We start from the raw sequence: 20,463 nt of genomic DNA on the forward strand, positions 1-20,463 counted from the left end.
GAACCGCGGTCCTTCCGGTCAGCCGGTCCGCACCGGCCCCCGCAGCGCGGGGCCGTTCGCGTCGAAGTGGTCCTGCACGTCGTTTCCTGTCGCCCGGGTCAGCCGTTGATGGCGCGCAGCGCGGCGAAGACGCCGAGCACCCAGAGCGTCAGCGGCAGCAGGGCGATCGCCAGCAGCGACTGCATCAGCTCCGCCGCCCTGCCCCAGTAGGGCAGCATCCGCCGGCCGGGAACCGTCCAGGAGGCGATGGCCAGTACGGTGGCCGACGCCAGCAGCCCGCCCACCACCAGGGGCCGGTCGGCCGCCGCGGTGTCGGACGTCAGGGCGAACACCAGCAGCGTCACCCCCCAGACGCCGGGCAGGACCAGCGCCAGCCGCTGCCACACGTTGACCATGCCCCGGCCGTGCACCAGCAGGAGCAGGGCGAGCACCGCGGCGGTCAGCACCTCCGGGAGCACCGGGTTGCGGGCCAGTGGCACCAGGCAGCCCGCGCACAGGATGCCGGAGGCGGCGTAGAGGCCGGTCATCCAGCCGCTGGCCAGCTCCGTACGGGTCGTCACGTCCGCGCCGTTGTAGGGCTCGATGCCCTCCTGGAGCTGCTGCGGGTTGGTCGGCAGGGCCGGCATGCGCATACCGGCCAGCCGGAAGGACAGGGCGGGCACGAAGCCGCCCAGCAGCACGGCCAGCGAGGCCACAGCTGCCGCCGCACCGTCCACACTCAGGTCGAACAGGCTCATCAGAACGCCCGCCAGCACCCCGGCGAGCGCCACCAGCGCCGAGGCCACGAACAACGGCGTGCGTACGGCGGTCAGGGCGAGGGCGAGCACCGCCCCGCCCGCGCAGGCGGCCGCGGCGGCCAGCAGCCGGGCGCCCAGCACCTGGTGGGCCTGGGGGCCCGCGATCTCGCCGCCCGGCTGCAGCCAGCCGGCCAGGGCCAGGAACGGTCCGGCCATGAAGCCGAGCGCGGCAGCGGCCGCCGCGTCGCCCACCGCGCGGCTCGCGGAGGCGGCCCCGGCGAGCAGCAGCAGGCCCGCCGCACCGGCGGTGGCGATCCGCGGTCCTGCCGGACCGCCGGGCCAGGCCAGTACCGCCAGGCCCAGCGTCAGGGCGGCCACCGCCAGGCCGAGCAGCAGCCGCCGGCCGGCCGCGGCGTCCCAGCTGTGCAGCCGGTCCCGCGTCACCGTCGCCATGCCGTCCACCAGATCGTCGAGCCGTACCTCCGGCAGGGACTCGGTGTGCGGACGCAGGTACAGGACCTCGCCGTCCTTGAGGTCCACCGCGGCCAGGGTGCTCTCGTCGTCCAGCGCGGCCCCGCCGAGGCGTTGCAGCACCCACCCGTCGTGCTCCAGGCCGTTCTCCTCGACCTCCTCGCCCGCGTAGTGCAGGACGGTGGGCAGCAGATCGGCCACGGGCACGTCGGAGGGCACAGCCAGGTCGATGGTCCTGGCCGGTGCTCGGACCGTGAGGCGGCAGAGGCCCGCAACGGAGCTGTCGGTCATCGTGGGTCTCACGTCTCCATGAGTACGGGCCGGGTGGGGCCGGAGGTCGGTCACCGAACTGGTGCGGTGTCGACGGGAGTTCGTTCAGTGCCTGCTTGGACGTACGTGTCGTCGCCATGCAGACTACTGATCGTCAGTCGAACAGGATTATGGGCCCCCTACCGTCGGCGTGCCACAACGCCGGGGGATCGGCGCCCCGTTGTGCGGCGCGGAATCCCGATCCTTCTAAGGAGCAGTTGCGTTGAGTGTGGTTCTCTTCCGCAGGCCGGCCCGTCGCCGCGGCCCCGACATGCCCGAGGGCGAGCTGAGCCTGCAGGAACCCCCGACGCTCCCGGAGACCGTGCCGGACAGCTCCGCGGTGTGGACGTACCTGCCGATGGCCATGATGTCCGTGTCCATGATGCTGATCTTCATCAGGCCGGGCGGCGGCAACAGCTCCTTCACCTACATCGCGCTGGGCATGATGGTGCTGGCCTCCGGGGCCATGATGGTCGGCCAGGTCATGCGCAAGGCCGGCGAACGCAAGCAGCGGCTGCGTGCAGAACGCCGGGACTATCTGCGCTATCTCACCCAGATCAGGCGCCAGGTCCACCGGGCCGTCGTCGAACAGCAACTGGCCCTCGCCTGGCGCCATCCGCACCCCCGGACGCTGCGCGCGATGGTCCGCACCACCCGGCTGTGGGAGCGGCGGACCAAGGACGAGGACTTCGGCGAGGTCCGGATAGCCGTCGGCGACCAGCAGTTCGCCATGCGGCTCAATCCGCTGTCCACCAAACCCGTCGAGGACCTGGAGCCGCTCAGCGCGCACGCCCTGCGCCGCTTCATCCGTGCCTACAGCACCGTGCCCGGCCAGCCCATCGCGCTCTACCTGCGGTCCTGGTCACGGGTGCTGACCCGTGGCGACGAGCCCGCCACCCGCGCCATGGTCCGCGCGGCACTGTGCCAGCTCGCCGTGTTCCACCCGCCGGAGGAACTGTGGATCGCGCTGTGCGTCTCGGACGAGCGGCGCGCGGACTGGGAATGGGTCAAGTGGCTGCCGCACAACCTGCATCCGCAGGAGCAGGACGGCGCCGGCGCGGCCCGCATGGTGGCCGGCACCTTCAACGACCTGGAGGACCTGCTGGGCGCCGAGTTCACCGAGCGCCCGGTCTTCGACCCGGACGCGGTGCCGGGCCGGGACGAGCCCTACACCGTGATCGTGGTCGACGGCGTCACCGTGCCCGCCGGTCACCGCCTGGACGGCCCCGGCTTCCGCAACACCGTCGTGCTGGACCTCTCCGGAGCCTTCGCCTGGCGCCCCGGCCGCACCACCCTGCGGCTCGACGTGACTCCGGCGTCCGTCCGCCTGGTGCGCACCGACCGCAGCCGCAAGGAACAGACCACCCTCCTCGGCCGCCCCGACCAGGTCGGGCCCGTCGCGGCCGAGGCACTGGCCCGGCTGCTCGCCCCGTACCGCATGAGCCTGACCGCGGATGTCGCCGAACCCCTCAGCGCCGACGTGCAGTTGACCACCCTGCTCGGCATCCCCGACCTCTACCGGCACGCTCCCGACACCCTCTGGAAGCGCCATGTGGGGGCCGCCCGGCTGCGGGTCCCCGTGGCGGTCGGTGCCGACGGCCGACCCGTGGAACTCGACATCAAGGAGTCCGCACAGGGCGGCATGGGCCCGCACGGCATGCTCATCGGTGCCACCGGCTCCGGCAAGAGCGAACTGCTGCGCACCCTGGTCCTCGGACTGGCCCTCACCAACTCCTCCGAGACGCTGAACTTCATCCTGGTCGACTTCAAGGGCGGCGCGACCTTCCTCGGCCTGGACGAACTCCCGCACACCTCCGCCGTCATCACCAACCTCGCGGACGAAGTCGCCCTCGTGGAACGCATGCAGGACGCCCTGCACGGTGAACTCATCCGACGCCAGGAACTGCTGCGGTCGGCCGGCAACTACACCTCCGCCCTGGAGTACGAGAAGGCCCGCGCCTCCGGCACCCCGCTGGCGCCCCTTCCCAGCCTCTTCGTCGTGGTCGACGAGTTCAGCGAACTCCTCGCCGCACACCGGGAGTTCATGGACCTCTTCGTGATGATCGGCCGCCTCGGCCGGTCGCTGGGAGTGCACCTGCTGCTCGCCTCCCAGCGCCTGGACGAAGGGCGCATGCACCAGTTGGAGAGCCATCTGTCCTACCGGATCGGCCTGCGCACCTTCTCGGCCATGGAGAGCCGCGGGGTGCTCGGTGTCCCCGACGCCTACCAACTGCCCTCGCAGCCCGGCGCCGGCTACCTCAAGAGCGGGGTGGAGGCGCTGACCCGGTTCCGCGCCGCGTACGTCTCGGGTCCCTACCGGCACCGCCGCGGTGCCGCCGTCCAGGCCCGGGTCGCCGTCCAGGTCGTGCCCTGGACGGCCGGCTGGGTGGTGCCGCGGGCCTCCACGGCTCCCGCTCCCGAGCCGGAGGAGGAGACGGAGTCCGCCGAGAGCCTGCTGGCCGTGGCCGTCGACCGGCTGCGCGACTCCGGCCCCGCCGCGCACCAGGTGTGGCTGCCGCCGCTCGACGAACCGCCCACCCTGGACAGCCTGCTCCCCGGCCTCGAGCCCACCGCCGACCGCGGCCTGAGCGCCACCCGCTGGCCCGGTACCGGACGGCTCCGGGTCCCCGTCGGCCTGGTCGACAAGCCCTTCGACCAGCGACGCGAGCCGTTGGTGCTCGACCTGTCCGCGGGCGGCGGTCACGTCGCGATCGCCGGCGGCTCGCAGAGCGGCAAGTCCACCGTGCTGCGCGCTCTCCTCGCCTCCCTGGCCCTCACCCACACCCCGGCCGAAGTGCAGTTCTACTGCCTCGACTTCGGCGGCGGCACCCTCTCCTCGCTCTCCGGGATGCCGCATGTCGGCGGGGTCGCCTCCCGGCTCGACAGTGAGCGGATCAGCCGTACGGTGGCCGAGGTCACCACCGTGCTCAACCACCGCGAGCAGTTCTTCCTCGACCACGGGATCGACTCCATGGCCACCTACCGGCGTCGGCGCGCGGCCGGGGAGTTCGCCGACGAGGCACACGGGGACGTCTTCCTCGTGGTGGACGGCTGGGCACAGGTCAAGCAGAACTTCGACCATCTGCTGCCCACGTTCAACCAGCTCGCCACCGGCGGCCTCAACTACGGCATCCACCTGGTCGTCACCACCACCCGCTGGGTGGAACTGAGCGCGCAGGTCCGTGACCAGAGCGCGACCCGGCTGGAGTTGCGGCTCGGCGACCCCATGGACTCCGTGGTGGACGTGCGCAAGGCCGCCGTCGTGCCCCGGCTGCCGGGACGCGGACTCACGATCGACGGCAAGCTCCACTTCCTGACCGCGCTGCCCCGTCTCGACGGCGTCAACACCACCGAGGACCTCGGCGACGGCGTCACCGCCCTGGTGGAGAGGATCGCCGAGCACTGGCCGGGTGAGCCCGCGCCCGCCGTCCGGATGCTGCCGCACCGGCTGCCGGCCTCGACGCTGCCCGCCCCGGAGCTGGGCGACGGGCTACGGCTGCCGCTGGGCCAGGACGAGGAGAAACTCTCCACGGTCTGGCACGACTTCAGCCGTACCCCGCACCTGGTGGCTGTCGGCGACACCGAGAGCGGCAAGACCAACCTGCTGCGGCTCGTCGCCCAGGCGGTCACCGCCCGCTACGGTCCGACCGAGGCGCGGATCCTGGTCGTCGACTACCGGCGTGAACTCGTGGACGCCGTCCCACCGGAGTACCAACTCGGGCACGCCGTCTCCCTCGACGCCCTCAAGGAACTCGTCGGCGGCTCGGCGCGGGCGCTCAAGACCCGGCTGCCGGGGCCGGACATCACCCCCGCCCGGATGCGTCTCGCCGACTGGTGGCAGGGGCCCCGGCTGTTCGTGCTGGTCGACGACTACGACATGGTGGTCGGCAGCAACAACTTCGACCACCCCTTCGCCCCGCTCTTCGACCACCTGGCCCTGGGGCACGAACTGGGCCTGCACGTCATCGCGGTCCGCTCCGCCACCGGCGCCGGCCGCGGCCTCAACGACCAGCTGCTGCGCCGCCTCGACGAGGCCAACACCCCGGGCGTGCTGCTGTCCTGCCCGCCGTCGGAGGGGTATGTCTTCGGCAACATCAAGCCGCGCAACCTGCCGGCGGGCCGTGCGCAGTACGTCGCCCGGCGCAAGGCGACCCTGATCCAGACGGCACTGGCAGAGGCGCCGGATTCCTCCGCGGGAGGGGAGAGCGCCTGACGGAGACAGGTCCGGAGGCGCCCGCCCCTCAACTCCGGGCGCCGCCGCCTTCGTCGGCAGTCGGCGTGCCCGCCGGTCGCCAGTGGCGGGTGCGGGCTCGGGGGAGAGCCAGGGCGGCCCAGGTCACCAGGAGGATCAGTGCCGCGCCCGCCGCCGCGAACAGTACGGCCCGGCGGACCGGCAGGGCCGCGTCGTCCCCGGGCAGCCGTACCGCGGCGCCCGCCGCCGGGGCCGCCGCCCGGGCGGTCCTCTCCGGGGTCACCTCCGTCACGGCCGCGAACGGGTCGAGCCGGGGTACGACGTCGGGGTAGGCGCTCGCCGTGAGGCGGGCGGCGGTCTCCGCGGCGGTGAGGTCCGGGTGGGCGGAACGCACCAGAGCCGCGGCCCCGGCCACGTACGCGGCGGCGAAGGACGCTCCCGAGCCGATGAAGTGTCCGCTGCCGCGCGCGCCGATCCCGACCACTCCGTCACCGGGCGCCGCCAGGTCGGCACCGCGCGGCAGCAGGGCGTCGTCCGGACGCTGCCCCTGCGCGTCCACGTCCAGCACCGACAGCACACCGGACTGCGCGGCGGGCCAGTACGCCCGCGCGGTCGGCTCCTCGTCCTGGGCCGAGGGCTTGGCCGGAGGGTCGGGCACGGCGGCCGCCACCACCAGCACGTCCTTCGCGAGAGCCGCCTCGACGGCCTCCGTCAGCCCGTCCGACCCCTGCACCAGAGCCGGCGAAACGGTGATCACGTCGGCACCGGCCGCCGTCGCCGCGCGGATCCCCGACGCGACGCTCTGCGCCGTGGCCGTACCCCGCTCGTCCGTGCCGCGCGCCGCGAGGATCCTCGCCCGCTGGGCGACCCCCGCGAACCGCACACCGTCGACCGTGGCCGCCGCGACCAGTCCCGCGACGAAACTCCCGTGCCCTACACAGTCCTTGGCCGCCGCCCCCACCGCGCCGACCCGGCCGGACAGGGCGGGCGCCGCCGTGGACACCCCGGTGTCCACCACCGCAACGGTCACCCCGGAACCGTCCGAGAACGGCCAGGTGCGCGTCAGTTGGAGGTTCCGCTGCTCCCAGGGCACGGTCGTGGCCCGCTGGGTGGAGGCGCTGGTGCAGGCGGTGTCCGCGTCCAGTCGTGCGGGCATGACGGGCAGCCGTACCGGGGTGCCGTCCGCGGCGGACGCCTCGGGCCCGCCAACCAGCGGCAACAGCGTTCCCAGGCACAGGGGCACGGTCAACAGCCGTGCCGTTAGCGGGAGATGAGGCAGAGGGGAGCGCCGAGACATGCCCCGCATCCTACGGGCAGCCGTCGGCCGCGAACGGCCCGTCCCCTCAGCCCTCCGCGGACGGCGTCCGCACCCCAGGCACGTCGCCGGGCAGCAGGAGCCGCAGGTCGTCCAGGCCCGGTGCGGCCATGGCGCTGACCCGGCCGGCCTGCCGGGTCACCATGGACTCCAGCACCTGCCGGGCCAGCCGCCCGTTGCCGAAGAAGCGGTCGCGCGGCAGGGAGTCGAAGTACTCACGCAGCAGTGCGCCCACCCCGGGCCCGCACTCGTAGCCCGAACCGTCCGCATGCATGCGGACGATCGTGACGAGCTCGTCGGAGGTGTAGTCGGCGAACTCCACGCGCCGCGAGAACCGCGAGGAGAGGCCCGGGTTGGACGCCAGGAAGGACTCCATCTCCCGGGTGTAGCCGGCCACGATGACGACCACCTCGTCGCGGTGGTCCTCCATCAGCTTCAGCAGCGTGTCCACGGCCTCCTGGCCGAAGTCGGAGCCGGAGGAGCCGCCCGCCGGTGTGAGCGTGTAGGCCTCGTCGACGAACAGCACGCCTCCGCGGGCCCGTTCGAAGACCTCGCGGGTCAACTGCGCGGTGTGGCCGACGTACCGGCCCACGAGGTCGGCCCGCGCCACCTCGACGAGCTGTCCCTGTGGCAACACCCCGAGGGAGACGAGCAGTTCGCCGTAGAGGCGGGCGACGGTGGTCTTGCCGGTGCCGGGCGGGCCGGTGAAGACCAGATGGTGGCTGACCCGGGGACTCGGCAGCCCGGCGGCCTCCCGCCGCTTGGCGGTCGACAGCAGGTTGACCAGGTCGGTGACGTCACGCTTCACGGCCGCCAGCCCCACCATGTCGCCGAGCCGGGACAGGGCGTCGCCGCGGTCCGGCTCGTCCGCCGTCCCGTGCGGGCCCGCCGGGACCTGCACGCCGACGTCCTCGGGGAGCAGCAGACTCAGGTCCCGTTCGCTCACGTCGGGCTGAGTGGACAGCCGTACGGCCTGCCGGTCGACCATCTCCTCGAACACCTGGCGGGCGGCCCGGCCGTTGCCGAACGTGGCGTCCTTGGGCATGCGGTCGAAGTGCGCGGCGAGCGCGGCGCTGGTGCCCTCGCCGAGCTCGTACTGGTGCCGGGCGCACATGGTCTCCATGATGGCCACCAGTTCGTGCACCGCGTAGTTCTCGAACTCCACGGTCCGCGAGAAGCGGGACGCCAGCCCGGGGTTGCTGTTGAGGAAGGACTGCATCTCCCCGGAGTAGCCGGCCGCGACGACCACCACGTCCTCGCGGTGGTCCTCCATCAGCTTCAGCAGGGTGTCCACGGCCTCCCGCCCGAAGTCGGGTCCCGAACGTCCGCCGTCGGCGGTCAGGGTGTACGCCTCGTCGATGAACAGCACCCCGCCCAGCGCCTTGTTGAAGGTCTCGGTGGTCTTGATGGCGGTGCCGCCGATGACCTGGGCGACGAGATCGGCGCGCGAGACCTCGACCAGGTGCCCGGAGCGCAGCGCGCCCAGCTGGGCCAGGACGGTGCCGTAGAGGCGCGCGACGGTGGTCTTGCCTGTGCCGGGCGGGCCGGCGAAAACCAGGTGGCGGCTCATCGGCGGCGCCGACATGCCCAACTGGGCCCGGCGCTGCGCGAGTTGGGTGAGGTTGACGAGGGTGCGGACCTGCTGTTTGACGTTGGCCAGTCCGATCAGCGCCTCCAGCTCGGCGAGTGGACCGCTCTCCCCGGCCGCGTCCGCACCGTCCGGCGTGGTGCCGGCCGGGTCGGTGCCCTCGGCGTCGCCGTATCCCCAGGCGTCGCGGCGGCCGTTGCCGCTGGTGGTCAGGCCTTCGACGGCCAGCCGGTCGCCGGGCTGGGACTGGACCAGGCCGCTGCCCGCGTTGTCGCGGACCGTGCAGTTGACGACGGACACCGGCAGGGTGGTCTCCACCCGCAGTCCGTCCTTGCCGCTGCCGGCCAGGGTGCACCCGTTGAGTGAGGCCCGGCCGCCCTTGCGGATCACGGCACCGCACTCCGGGGCGCCGTTGACCTGGAGCCGGGTGCCGGTCAGCTCGCCGTCCGCCTCGACGACCACGCCGTCGGCAGCGGCTTCGTGGATCTCGCAGTCGCGGGCCGTGAGGATCCCGTCCGTGCCCACGGACAGGCCCGCGGCGGTCGGCGCGAGCACGGTGGTGCCCCCGGCGTAGAGGTTGCCCGCGCTCTCCACGTGGATGCCCGCCGCGCCGGTCCGGGCGATCTCGCTGTCCTCCAGCCGTCCCCGGCCGTCCTTGACGACCTCGACGCCGTTGCCGCCCGCGCCGCTGATCCGGGCGCGGCGGATCATCGGGTTGGCGCCGGTCGCGATCCGGATCCCGGCGCCCGCGGCGTCGACCACCTCCACCCGGTCGAGCTCGGCGGTGGACTCCTCCTCCAGCAGCAGACCGGCCGGGCCCGCGCAGTCCCGCACCGTCAGCGAGGTCAGCGACGGTGAGCCGGAGCCGGTCACCCGCAGCGCGGGCGCCTGGGAGGAGTCCAGCCAGCAGTCCTCGTACGTGCCGCGCCCCCGGTCGGTGACCAGCAGGCCGTTGCCCGCCGTACGGGCCGTGCGGCAGCGGCGCAGCAACGGGTCGCTGCCGTTCGAGACGACGAAGGCCGGACCGGTGGTCGCGGTGACCCTGATGTCCTCAAGGACGGTGCGGGAGGCACTGGTCAGATGCACTCCGATCGCGACGTCGTGGACGACCGTGCGCAGGACGCGGGTGGTGCAGCGGCCCTCCAGCGCCACGGCCGGCTGGTCGGTGGAGGAGATGTCGCAGTCCTCGACGGATCCCTGGGCGTCCCCGTTGGCCAGGATCCCGTTGGCCCGCGCGTCGCGCACGGTGCAGCCGCGCACCGAGACCCGGCCCCTTTCACCGATGACCACACCCGACGTGCCCAGATGCTCCACGGTGCAGGACTCCAGCGAACTCTCCACGGCCGAGGTGACGACCACGCCGGCCCCCACGCGGTTGCTGATCCGGCAGTCGCGCATGGCCAGCGAACCGGTCTCCCGGGCGAGGACGGCCGTCCACGCGGAGCCGGTCACCTCGCAGCCGTCCATCGCCACCTGGCCGCGGACCGCGTCCACGGCGGGCAGGTCCTCGTCCCGGCCGCGCAGCACCAGATCGGTGAGCATCACGGCGTCGGCGCGCAGGCTGACCGCGCTGCCGCGCCGGGGGCGTATCTCCACCGTCCCCCGCGACTGCTCGGCGACGATGGTCACCCGGGTGCCGACGACGAGGCTCTCCTCGTACGTCCCGGGTCCCACGCTGATCACCGCACCGCTGCGCGCCCCCGCGAGCGCCTCACCGATCGTGCGGAAGCCGCCGGTTCCGTCGGGGCGGACCGTCAGTACCTGGCGTGACACGCGCTCTCCATCTCTCGCAGCCTCTCACGGCGCTGATCGCCCTGTGACAGGGTGCCGACGGCCCCATCATGCCTGCCTGCGACCGGTGTTGACACGTCGGCCCGAGTCCCGGCCGCCACCTTTCCCGCCGGGTGCGACCGGCCGCGGGGCCCGGTGAATCGCCCCGGCCGCGCCGCTGTCCTGTTGGACACCGTGCCGTAACACCCCGCGTTCGCGTTCGCCTCGCGAGACGCCTGATGGTCCCGTAGGGTCGCGATGCCGCTACGACAGGCGGTACGGCGTGGCTCTCGCGTTCCCTCACGCGGGCGCGAGGCGGTTTCCACGAGGCACAGCGGTCCGTCGGACGTCTGTCGTTACGGGCGCGGGCGCGTTGCGGCCCGATCGATCAGGAGTTGCCATGTCAGGACAGTTCGAAGCGGTGGTCGAGATCGACCGGCCTGTCGAGGAGGTGTTCGCCTACCTCGCCGACGGGCGCAACGACCCGGAGTTCAGCCCCCGGGTGCTCAAGATCGAGCGGACCCCCGACGGTCCGACCGCTGTGGGCACGATCTTCCGCAGCACGGTCAAGGACGCCGGGATGAAGTCCGCCAGGGAGTTCCGCATCACCGAACTCGAAGCCCCGGGGCGGATCCGGTGGGCCGAGGTGTCGAAGAACAGCGTGATGGCGCGCGAGGGCGGTTACGACCTGGAGCCGCTGGGCGAAGGCAGGACTCGGGTCCGCCTCTTCAACGTGCTGGAAGGCCACGGCGTGGGCAAGCTTCTCGTCGGTCTGGCGCTCGCCGCCGCCCGCAAGGACGCCGACGGCTTCGGCGCCAGGATCAAGACGGCGGCCGAGGCGTCGATCGCGCCGCGTTGACGTACTGCGCCGACGCACCGCGTTGACGCACCAGGCTGACGTACCGCGGACGGATCCGCCGGTCAGGCGGTGAAACTGGGCGCTCCGGCCGGTCGGGCGGGCCTGCCGGAGCGCCCCGGTTCCGGGCGGGTCTGCCGGAGTGCCGAGTGAGCGCCGCGTCGACGGCTGCTTTCGGACGCGTGGGACGAACCCGCGGCTGCTCAGGGGCGCCGGGTGTCCTTGGCGGCGGAGCCTCCCCAGCGACCTTTCCAGCGTTCCGGGTCGACGATCGCGACCTCGACGCCGCCCTTACCCCCTGCGCGATGGTCTTCGCGCCGGCCCCGCGCTGGGCGGGGCCGACGGCCGGCATCCGCAGCACGATCTCCTCGACCTCGCCGGGAAGACGTTGACGCCCCACGGAGGGCCTCCGCACCGCCGTACGGCCCGCCCCTCTGACCGGCGGTTGCCCTTTTCCGGGTACTGATAGGTGACCGGAGCTTGCCAGGCCGGGTAGGGATCGCCTTATGATAAACCGAACGAATGGTCGGTAGGGAAGGTGGTAGGGATGGCTACAGCACGTGCCGCCGCGGCATCCGGCAGCGAGGCCGAGCGGGAACTGGAGTCCCAGTTCGACGCGACCATCGCACGGGACCAGCGGATCGAGCCGCGCGACTGGATGCCGGAGGGCTACCGCAAGACGCTGATCCGGCAGATCGCCCAGCACGCGCACTCCGAGATCATCGGCATGCAGCCCGAGGGCGAATGGATCACCAAGGCGCCGTCGCTCCGCCGCAAGGCGATCCTGTTCGCGAAGGTCCAGGACGAGGCCGGCCACGGGCTGTACCTGTACTCGGCCGCCGAGACCCTGGGAGTCGACCGGACGGACCTCACGGAGCGGCTGATCGAAGGCCGCCAGAAGTACTCGTCGATCTTCAACTACCCGACGCCCGGCTTCGCCGACGTCGGCGTCATCGGCTGGTTCGTGGACGGCGCGGCGATCTGCAACCAGGTGCCCCTCTGCCGCAGTTCGTACGGGCCCTACGCACGCGCCATGGTGCGGATCTGCAAGGAGGAGTCCTTCCACCAACGGCAGGGCTACGAACTGCTGATGACGATGATGCGCGGCACGGAAGCCCAGCGGGAGATGGTGCAGGACTCGGTGAACCGCTGGTGGTGGCCCTCGCTGATGATGTTCGGCCCGCCCGACGACGACTCGCCCAACTCCGCCCGGTCGATGGCCTGGAAGATCAAGCGGCACAGCAACGACGAGCTGCGCCAACGCTTTGTCGACATGACCGTGCCCCAGGCGGCGAAGCTCGGGGTGACGCTGCCCGACCCGGAGCTGCGCTGGAACGAGGAGCGAGGTCACCACGACTTCGGCACCCCCGACTACTCGGAGCTCAAAGAAGTGATCAGTGGCAACGGCCCGTGCAACGAGCAGCGGGTGCGGTGCCGCCGCGACGCGCACGAAGAGGGCGCATGGGTGCGTGAGGCCGCCGGCGCCCACGCCGCCAAGCAGGCCGCCCGGGCCCGTGCGGAGGCGGCGGTATGAGCGGCACGGAGACAGAGACGCACAACTGGCCCCTGTACGAGGTGTTCATCCGCGGAAAGCGCGGTCTCAACCACGTCCACGTCGGCTCCCTGCACGCGGCGGACGACCGGATGGCCCTCACTCACGCACGCGATCTCTACACCCGGCGCAACGAAGGCGTCAGCATCTGGGTCGTGCGCTCGGAACACATCACCGCCTCCACCCGGGACGGGAAGGACTCCTTCTTCGCCCCCAGCGCCGACAAGGTGTACCGGCACCCGACCTTCTACGACATCCCCGACGATGTCCCACACATCTAGGAGCTGGGGATGAGCGAAGACCACGTCTACATGACTCTGGCCGAGGGGCACGACGACGGCGACGCCCGCTGGGCGTTCGGCACCGGCTTCGAGGACCCGCTGCACGGGGTGGACACCGCCGTGCCCCAGAGCGTCGACGCCGCCGAACTGGCCGCCTCCTGCACGGCACTTGGCGACGACGCCCTCGTCCTTGCCCAACGGCTCGCCGAATGGGTCACCCGGTCACCCGAGTTGGAGGAGGAGGTGGCACTGGCGAACATCGGACTCGACCTGCTCGGCCAGGCGCGGCTGCTGTACGCGCGCTGCGGCCAGGTGGACGGCACCGGTCGTACGGAGGATGCCTACGCCTACTTCCGCGACGCCGCCGACTTCCGCAACGTGCGTCTCGCCGAGCTTCCCAACGGAGACTTCGCGGTCTCCATCGTGCGGTTGCTCGTACTGTCCAGCTGGCGTCTTGCCCATTTCACCGAGGTGGCCGCCTCGCCCGACCCGGTGCTCGCGGCCATCGCCACCAAGGGCATGAAGGAACTCACCTACCACCGGCAGTACGCCGCCGAGTGGGCCGTGCGTCTGGGAGACGGAACGGAGGAGTCGCACGCCCGTATGCGGGTGGCCCTGGAAACCCTGGCCCCCTACTGGGAGGAACTGTTCGCCGCGTACGACGCGCGGAGCGCGGTGCTGTCGGACCTTCAGCAGGTCCTCGACGCCGCGGGGCTTCCCATGCCGCGGACCGCGCCGCTGCCCGGCAACGGCCGGCAGGGTGAGCACACCGAGCACCTCGCCCCGCTGCTGGCAGAGCTCCAGAGTGTCTCCCGCGCTCACCCGGAGGCGACATGGTGACCGTCCTGACCGATGTCCGGCGCGCCCGGCACATCGCCGAACAGGTTCCCGACCCCGAACTGCCCATGCTCACCCTGGCGGACCTCGGTGTGCTGCGCGGCGTCACGATCGAGGCCGACGGCACGGTCGTCGCCAGCCTCACCCCCACCTATTCGGGGTGCCCGGCCATGGCCGAGATGCGAGCCGGGGTCGCGGCACGCCTGCGGGCGGCCGGCTTCGACCGCGTCGACATCCGCACGGTCCTCGACCCCCCGTGGACGACCGACTGGATCACTCCCGCGGGACGCCACAAACTCGCGGAACACGGCATCGCGCCGCCCATGGTGGCACCGAAGCTGCCACCGGGACCCGTTCCCCTGAACCTTTCGCCGATCCGGCGCACCATTCCCTGCCCGCGCTGCGCGTCGGTCGACACCGAGGAGACCTCCCGCTTCGCGGCCACCTCCTGCAAGGCGCTGTGGCGTTGCCGCGTCTGCCGTGAGCCGTTCGAGTACGTCAAGGAGATCTGATGGCAGAGCTGATGGCACCGGCCGCCGGTGCCCCCGCGACGACAGCACGCCGACGCCGCCCAGCCTTCCATCCGCTGCGCGTCGCCTCGGTGCAACGTCTCTGCGCGGACGCCGTCGCCGTCGGTTTCGAGATCCCCGGCGCCTTGGCGGAGGAGTTCGCCTTCGGCCCCGGACAGTCGCTCACCCTGCGGCGTGACATCGACGGACGTGACGAGCGGCGCTCCTACTCGATCTGCTCACCGGCGGGAGCATCGCCCCGTATCGGTGTTCGGGAGGTCGCCGGCGGACTGTTCTCCTCCTGGCTGGTCCACGAGGTGAGGGCGGGCGACACCATCCAGGTGATGGCCCCCACCGGATCCTTCACACCCGACCTCACCGAGCCCGGCCACCATGTGCTCATCGCGGCCGGTTCGGGGATCACCCCCATGATGTCCATCGCCGAATCGGTACTGGCGGCCGACAACCGCTCCAGCGTCACGCTCTTCTACGGCAACCGCCGCACCGACACCGTGATGTTCGCCGACGAACTGGCGGACCTGAAGGACGAGTTCCACGCCCGCTTCCAGCTCGCACACGTCCTCTCACGTGAGCCCCGCGAGGCGGAACTCCTCTCCGGCCGTCTCGACGGCGACCGCCTCGGCGCACTCATCGAGGGGCTGATCGACGTACCGGGCGCCGACCACTGGTGGCTGTGCGGCCCGCACGGCATGGTCCGTGATGCCCAACAGGTCCTCGCCCGGCTCGATGTGCCCCTCGACCGCGTCCACCGGGAACTCTTCTTCGCCGACGAACCGATCGAGTACGCCCGCCACGAGGAGGCCGTGCCGACGGGGCCCGCGAGCCGCGTCACCGTCACCCTGGACGGCCGCTCCACCACCGCGCGACTGCCACGCGAGAGCACGCTTCTCGACTCCGCCGCGCGCGTCCGCCCGGATCTCCCCTTCGCCTGCAAGGGAGGGGTGTGCGGTACGTGCCGCGCCCGGATCACCGACGGCGAGGCGGACATGCGCCGCAACTACGCCCTGGAACCCGCCGAAGTGGAAGCCGGGTACGTGCTGACCTGCCAGTCGTTTCCCGTCTCCGAGACACTGACGGTCGACTACGACACCTGACCGCACCTCCGGTCTCCTTCAGGGAGCGGGTGTCAGGACCACTTCCACACCTGGTTGACGCTGCCCGCGCATCCCCACGCCTGGACCCGCTGACCGTCCTGACCGGAGGTGGTGGCCTCGGCGTCCAGGCAGAAGCCGTCGGGCAGGCTGACCAGGGTGCCGCCGGCCGAGCCGGAGGTGCCGAGCCGCCACTTCTGGGCGTTCAGGCCGTCGCAGCTTCTGGTCCGGATCCGGGTGCCCTGGCCGGCCGTACCGGCGTCCAGGCAGCGGTGGTTGCCCTGGTTGACGACGATGTACTGGGAGTTCTCTCCGGGCACCCGGTACAGGGCCCATCGCTGAGTGGCGGTGCCCCCGCACGCCCAGACCTCCGCGTCCGCGCCTCCGGAGGCGACGTCCAGACATCTCGCGACCTGCTCGGCACCGACGCTCTGGGTCACGGTGACCTTGCCGAGCCGGACAGGGCCGCGCGGCTGACCGTAGAGAAGGGTCTTGGTCCGTGCCCCGGCCTTTCCGTCGGCGGTCGTCCCGGCCGCGGTCTGGAAGACCTTGACCGCGGCGAGGGTCTCCGCGTCGAACCGACCGTTGGCCGTGACGTTCAGGCCGTAGCCGGTGAGGAGGAGCTGAAGGGCACGCACGCAGTCGCCGTCGGCTCCGGACGCGATCTCGGCGGGGCACGCGTCGGACCGGATGTCCAGTGCCGTGGCATCCCGGGTGGCCTCCGGAGCCGACGACTCGTCGGCCGTCCGGGGTTTCGGCGGAGTGGAGGCGAGCGTCGTGGGAGAACTGGTCGGCGCCGTGGCCGGGGTTCCGATCACGGCCGGGGACGTCTGAGGGTCGATGTCGGCCGATGCCCGGGCGCCGCTGCCGTCCGGCAGCAGCGCCATGGTGATGCCTCCGGCGATGACGGCTGCCGCCACGGCCACGGCGCTCATGGCCAGTAACCCTCCGCGCTTCCTCGAGCGGGAGACGGCAGGGCCACCGGGCGTGCCGGGGACGGCGGGCGGTGCCGACGGAAGGGCGGCGGCCTGCTCGGCCGGGGCGGTCGCGCGATTCCGGGCGGAGCGCGACGGACTGCCGGCCGGGTCGGACAGCTGGTGCCCGATGGCGGTCCTGAACACGGTCTCCGGCGACGGACGTCGCTCGGGATCCTTGTCCAGGCAGGTCCGGATGAACGCGGCCAGCTCCGCGTCGACCGACATCACCTTGTTGAGGGCTTCCTCCCGGGGCGGTTCGAAGGCCACCCGGTGCAGTACGTCGACGCCCGTACCGTCGCCGAAAGGCGCCTGCCCCGCCACGGCGAAGGTGAGGGTGGAGGCCAGCGAGAAGACGTCAGAGGCGGCGGTCACCCCTGTGCCTCTGACCTGCTCCGGGGACATGTAGGCGGGTGTTCCCACGTTCTGGCCCGTGGCGGTGATGGTGGTGGCGTCCGCGGCCTGGACGACGCCGAAGTCGATGACACGGGCACGGTCCGCCCCCAGGATCACGTTGGACGGTTTGAGGTCGCGGTGCACGAGCCCCTCGCGCCAGATGGACTCGATCGCCCGTCCCACGTCGGCCAGCAGCCGCCAGGCCGCAGCCGAGTCGATCGGTCCGCGCGCGCTGACGACCTCCGCGAGAGTGGGCCCGGGTATGTACTCGGTGGCGACCCAGACCAGGTCCTCGTCGCAGCCGCTGCCCATCAGCCGCACGATGTGGGCTCCCTTGACGCGGTTGAGCGCGCCGATCTCGCGCTCGAACCGCTTCCGGAACAGCGGGTCCTCGGCGTACTCGGGCCGGATCACCTTCACCGCAGCGAGGCCCGGCCTGCCGGTGGTCTTCCGGCCCAGATAGACCCGGCCCATGCCGCCGCTGCCGAGCACCGACTCCAGGCTGTAGGGGCCCGCCTGCCGTGGATCCTTCTTCCGGAGCGGGATCACGGGCGGCGTTTCCATACCGGCTGCCGCATAGGCCAGGGTTTCGGACCGGCTGCGGTGGTGGTCTGGCATGGGGATCCTGGTCTCTAGCGTGGCGCGTGTAACCGCGAGACTAGCGCAGCACGCCTGTGCGACAGGAGAGTTGGCCGGCTTCCGCCGCAAGGGGTTTCTGTACGACGGGAGTTCAGCCCGTGCCTGGCCGGCGGCTGCGCGGGCGAGGGCAGATAGTCCAGACCAACCGTGCCTGCGAGGCCGATCGGCGAGGGTTCGCCAGGGGTCGCCGGCCGGCCGGATCGCCAGGACGAATCCGGCCCGCGTCCGCTCGAGGGCACCCGGCCCCGACTCCCTCGATCGCCTGGCTCCGGGGCTCCGGTCGGCGTCAGGCGGAGTCCTCGATGGCCGGGGCGCGTCCGGGGACGGACGCGGCGAGCACGTGATCACGCAAGTCTCCTCAAGGGTGAGCAGACAGGAAATCGCGGGGCAAGCCCTCGTGGCGCCGCGTCGGCGTTCCCCCGGATGGCCTCCCCTCCTCGCGGTGGCCCGAGGGCGAGCCGACAGTGGGCGGAGAGCGCGGAACCGGGCTCTCCGCTCACCGGCGGGGCTCTCCGCGCGCGTCGGCCGAGCCCTTCGCCGATCGGGCGGGAGCTGGTCCTTACGTCCGGGAGCACGCGTGTCCGTCTACCTGTACCGGCTGGCCCGCTGGGCGTTCCGGCGCCGCCGACTCGTGCTGGCCCTGTGGATCCTGGCGGCCGGAACCGCGATCACCCTCTCGGTCGTCGGCGGAGGCAAGACCGACAACACCTTCACGGTGCCCGGGACGGAGTCGCAGCGTGCCACCAACCTGCTCAAGGAGAAGCTGCCGGCACTGAGCGGTGGCCAGACACAGATCGTGTTCGCGGCCCAGGGGGACACCAAGGTCACCGACCCCTCGTACAAGGCGGGCATCGAGGCCTCGATCGGGCGGCTGAAGAAGGTGCCCCAAGTAGGCCTGGTCACCGACCCCTTCACCGCCAAGGCGATCTCCAAGAACGGCAACGTCGCCCTCGGGTCGGTGCAGTACGCCGCACAGCCGACCGACGTGAGGGAATCGACCCTGGACGCGGTCAAGGCCGCCGTGGAACCCGCGCGGAACGCCGGCGTGGACGTCGAGTACTCCGGAAGCGTCTACCCGGGCTGGAACGAGGCGATCTCGGAACTGCCCGAACTCATCGGCCTGCTCGTCGCCTTCGTGATCCTGACGATCACCTTCGGTGCCCTCGTGGCCGCCGGGCTGCCGATCCTCACCGCCATCATCGGGATCGTCGTCACGCTGATGAGCGTGTCCGCGCTGGCGTCCGTCATGACCATCGCCTCGACCTCGACGACCGTCGCGACGATGCTCGGACTGTCCTGCGGCATCGACTACGGACTGTTCATCCTGGCCCGGCACCGCAACAACCTGCTCACCGGCATGAGCATCGAGGACTCGGTCGCCCTGGCCGCCGGCACGTCGGGCAGCTCGGTGGTCTTCGCCGCGCTCACCGTGATGATCGCGCTGTGCGGACTCGCCGTGGTCGGCATCCCGTTCCTGACCGTGATGGGCTTCGCCGCCGCGGGAGCCGTACTGGTCGCCCTGCTCATCGCCCTGACGCTGATGCCCGCCATGCTGGGCTTCGCCGGGAACAAGGTGGCGAGGTTCATCAGTACGCCGCTGCGCCGGGGCCACCACGAGAACGTCGCCCAGATCGCGGCCAACGAACCGGAGCGCACCTTCGGGGCCCGCTGGGCACGGTTCGTGGTACGCGGCCGGGTACCCCTGCTGATCGGCGGGACCGCCTTCCTCGTGCTGCTCGCCCTGCCCGTCACCGCGATGGACCTGGGGCTGCCCAGCGGATCGTCGAAGCCGAAGAGCGACACCGCGCGCAAGGCCTACGACCTGACCACGGCCAACTTCGGCGCAGGCTTCAACGGCCCGCTCCTGGTGGTCGCCGACGGTGTGCCCAACGCCGCCGCGGCGAGCCCGATCACCGGGCGGCTGGCCAAGATCCCCGGCGTCGTGTCCGCCGCGCCGATGGCCGCGGACAACGGCGTCGCCGTCATCCGGGTGACCCCCAGCACCGGCCCCAACGACGACGCCACCACGGACCTGGTGAAGCGCATCCGGGACGACCGGACCGCGGTCGCGGGAGACACGGGCGCAACGCTCCTGGTCGGCGGTACCACCGCCTCCAACATCGACGTGTCCGACAAACTCTCCTCCGCGCTGCCGGTGTTCCTGATCGTCGTGGTCGGCCTGGCGTTCCTGCTGCTGACGCTGGCGTTCCGCACGATCCTCGTGCCGATCAAGTCCATCATCGGGTTCCTGCTGTCGGTGGCCGCGGCATTCGGCGCGCAGGTCGCGATGTTCCAATGGGGCTGGGGACAGCACCTGTTCGGCATCACGCCCAGCCAGACGATCAGCTTCCTGCCGCTCCTGATGCTCGCGATCATCTTCGGACTCTCCAGTGACTACGAGGTGTTCGTCGTCTCGCGCATCAAGGAGGACTTCACCAGGAACGGTGACGCGGTCAGGGCCGTGCGACGCGGCACGGGGCTGTCCGCGCGCGTCGTGACCGCCGCCGCGCTGATCATGTTCAGCATCTTCGTGGCCTTCATGTTCACCGACGACCCGACCGTCAAGGCGATCGGGTTCAGCTTCGCCGTCGGCGTGCTTCTCGACGCGTTCGTGGTCCGGCTGACCCTGGTGCCCGCCGTCATGGCGATCGTCGGAGCGAAGATCTGGTACCACCCGAAGTGGTTCGCGACCTACATCCCCGACCTCGACATCGAGGGCGACCGCCTCCAGCACGAGATCGGGAGGACCCGCCCCGGCGGGCCCTCGGACGAGCAACCGGCCCAGGTCTAGCGCCGCCTTCCACCGAGCTCGGCGGCGCCGCCGAAGTTCAGCATCCCTGCCGCGACAGACACCGTCTGTCGCGGCTCTGCTGTGCTCTTCTCAACTCCAGCGAGCAACTATCTCTGCACAGACTGTGGACTCAA

12 protein-coding genes are annotated in these 20,463 nt (G+C 71.7%); 8 read left to right on the forward strand and 4 right to left on the reverse strand.

The genetic code is table 11. The features are described 5' to 3' along the window. Nucleotides 1–98: 98 nt before the first annotated feature. A complete protein-coding gene (gene eccD, locus ACIBLC_RS32040; RefSeq protein WP_399214842.1) occupies nucleotides 99–1,499 on the reverse strand; it encodes a type VII secretion integral membrane protein EccD in 1,401 nt (466 codons plus the stop codon). Nucleotides 1,500–1,788: 289 nt separating this feature from the next. Between eccD and eccCa the strand changes: the two genes are divergently transcribed. Then, the gene (gene eccCa, locus ACIBLC_RS32045) at nucleotides 1,789–5,730 is read left to right on the forward strand and encodes a type VII secretion protein EccCa (RefSeq protein ID WP_399214923.1); all 3,942 of its coding nucleotides are present in this window, start codon (nucleotides 1,789–1,791) and stop codon (nucleotides 5,728–5,730) included. A gap of 28 nt (nucleotides 5,731–5,758) precedes the next feature. On the opposite strand, the gene ACIBLC_RS32050 is transcribed toward eccCa, so the two are convergent. Together ACIBLC_RS32050 and ACIBLC_RS32055 are read right to left on the reverse strand one after the other, a co-directional pair. Beyond that, entirely contained in the window at nucleotides 5,759–7,006 is a 1,248-nt protein-coding gene (locus ACIBLC_RS32050) for a S8 family serine peptidase (RefSeq protein WP_399214843.1), read from the reverse strand. A gap of 46 nt (nucleotides 7,007–7,052) precedes the next feature. Then, complete coding sequence (locus tag ACIBLC_RS32055) at nucleotides 7,053–10,385, reverse strand: right-handed parallel beta-helix repeat-containing protein (protein ID WP_399214844.1); 3,333 nt, start codon at nucleotides 10,383–10,385, stop codon at nucleotides 7,053–7,055. Nucleotides 10,386–10,782: 397 nt separating this feature from the next. On the opposite strand from ACIBLC_RS32055, the gene ACIBLC_RS32060 reads away from it, so the two are divergent. The 6 genes from ACIBLC_RS32060 (at nucleotide 10,783) to paaE (ending at nucleotide 15,532) form a co-directional block, all read left to right on the forward strand. Next, nucleotides 10,783–11,241 carry an SRPBCC family protein gene (locus ACIBLC_RS32060; protein ID WP_399214845.1) on the forward strand — a complete coding sequence of 153 codons (459 nt, stop codon included), beginning with the start codon at nucleotides 10,783–10,785 and terminating at the stop codon, nucleotides 11,239–11,241. 544 nt (nucleotides 11,242–11,785) lie between these two features. Next, entirely contained in the window at nucleotides 11,786–12,772 is a 987-nt protein-coding gene (gene paaA / locus ACIBLC_RS32065) for a 1,2-phenylacetyl-CoA epoxidase subunit PaaA (RefSeq protein WP_399214846.1), read from the forward strand. Continuing rightward, on the forward strand, nucleotides 12,769–13,071 hold the full coding sequence (paaB, locus tag ACIBLC_RS32070) for a 1,2-phenylacetyl-CoA epoxidase subunit PaaB (protein WP_399214847.1): 303 nt from the start codon (nucleotides 12,769–12,771) through the stop codon (nucleotides 13,069–13,071). Before paaA ends, paaB begins: the two co-directional genes overlap by 4 nt. A gap of 9 nt (nucleotides 13,072–13,080) precedes the next feature. Further along, a complete protein-coding gene (gene paaC, locus ACIBLC_RS32075; protein WP_399214848.1) occupies nucleotides 13,081–13,911 on the forward strand; it encodes a 1,2-phenylacetyl-CoA epoxidase subunit PaaC in 831 nt (276 codons plus the stop codon). Next, a complete protein-coding gene (paaD, locus tag ACIBLC_RS32080; protein WP_399214849.1) occupies nucleotides 13,905–14,420 on the forward strand; it encodes a 1,2-phenylacetyl-CoA epoxidase subunit PaaD in 516 nt (171 codons plus the stop codon). Before paaC ends, paaD begins: the two co-directional genes overlap by 7 nt. After that, the gene (paaE, locus tag ACIBLC_RS32085) at nucleotides 14,420–15,532 is read left to right on the forward strand and encodes a 1,2-phenylacetyl-CoA epoxidase subunit PaaE (RefSeq protein WP_399214850.1); all 1,113 of its coding nucleotides are present in this window, start codon (nucleotides 14,420–14,422) and stop codon (nucleotides 15,530–15,532) included. Before paaD ends, paaE begins: the two co-directional genes overlap by 1 nt. A 32-nt stretch (nucleotides 15,533–15,564) precedes the next feature. On the opposite strand, the gene ACIBLC_RS32090 is transcribed toward paaE, so the two are convergent. Further along, complete coding sequence (locus ACIBLC_RS32090; protein ID WP_399214851.1) at nucleotides 15,565–17,517, reverse strand: protein kinase; 1,953 nt, start codon at nucleotides 17,515–17,517, stop codon at nucleotides 15,565–15,567. Between the two features lie 598 nt (nucleotides 17,518–18,115). Here ACIBLC_RS32090 and ACIBLC_RS32095 point away from each other — a divergent pair. Then, a complete protein-coding gene (locus ACIBLC_RS32095; RefSeq protein ID WP_399214852.1) occupies nucleotides 18,116–20,329 on the forward strand; it encodes an MMPL family transporter in 2,214 nt (737 codons plus the stop codon). The last annotated feature ends 134 nt before the right edge of the window (nucleotides 20,330–20,463 follow it).

The sequence above is a fragment of the Streptomyces sp. NPDC050535 genome (assembly GCF_044457665.1).
In the GTDB taxonomy this organism is placed as follows: domain Bacteria; phylum Actinomycetota; class Actinomycetes; order Streptomycetales; family Streptomycetaceae; genus Streptomyces.

Coding starts and splice junctions, on each gene's coding strand:
- paaE (WP_399214850.1), top strand. CDS start 14,420: ATGGCAGAGCTGATGGCACCGGCCGCCGGTGCCCCCGCGACGACAGCA.
- ACIBLC_RS32060 (WP_399214845.1), top strand. CDS start 10,783: ATGTCAGGACAGTTCGAAGCGGTGGTCGAGATCGACCGGCCTGTCGAG.
- paaB (WP_399214847.1), top strand. CDS start 12,769: ATGAGCGGCACGGAGACAGAGACGCACAACTGGCCCCTGTACGAGGTG.
- paaC (WP_399214848.1), top strand. CDS start 13,081: ATGAGCGAAGACCACGTCTACATGACTCTGGCCGAGGGGCACGACGAC.
- eccCa (WP_399214923.1), top strand. CDS start 1,789: ATGCCCGAGGGCGAGCTGAGCCTGCAGGAACCCCCGACGCTCCCGGAG.
- ACIBLC_RS32050 (WP_399214843.1), bottom strand. CDS start 7,006: ATGTCTCGGCGCTCCCCTCTGCCTCATCTCCCGCTAACGGCACGGCTG.
- paaD (WP_399214849.1), top strand. CDS start 13,905: ATGGTGACCGTCCTGACCGATGTCCGGCGCGCCCGGCACATCGCCGAA.
- eccD (WP_399214842.1), bottom strand. CDS start 1,499: ATGACCGACAGCTCCGTTGCGGGCCTCTGCCGCCTCACGGTCCGAGCA.
- paaA (WP_399214846.1), top strand. CDS start 11,786: ATGGCTACAGCACGTGCCGCCGCGGCATCCGGCAGCGAGGCCGAGCGG.
- ACIBLC_RS32090 (WP_399214851.1), bottom strand. CDS start 17,517: ATGCCAGACCACCACCGCAGCCGGTCCGAAACCCTGGCCTATGCGGCA.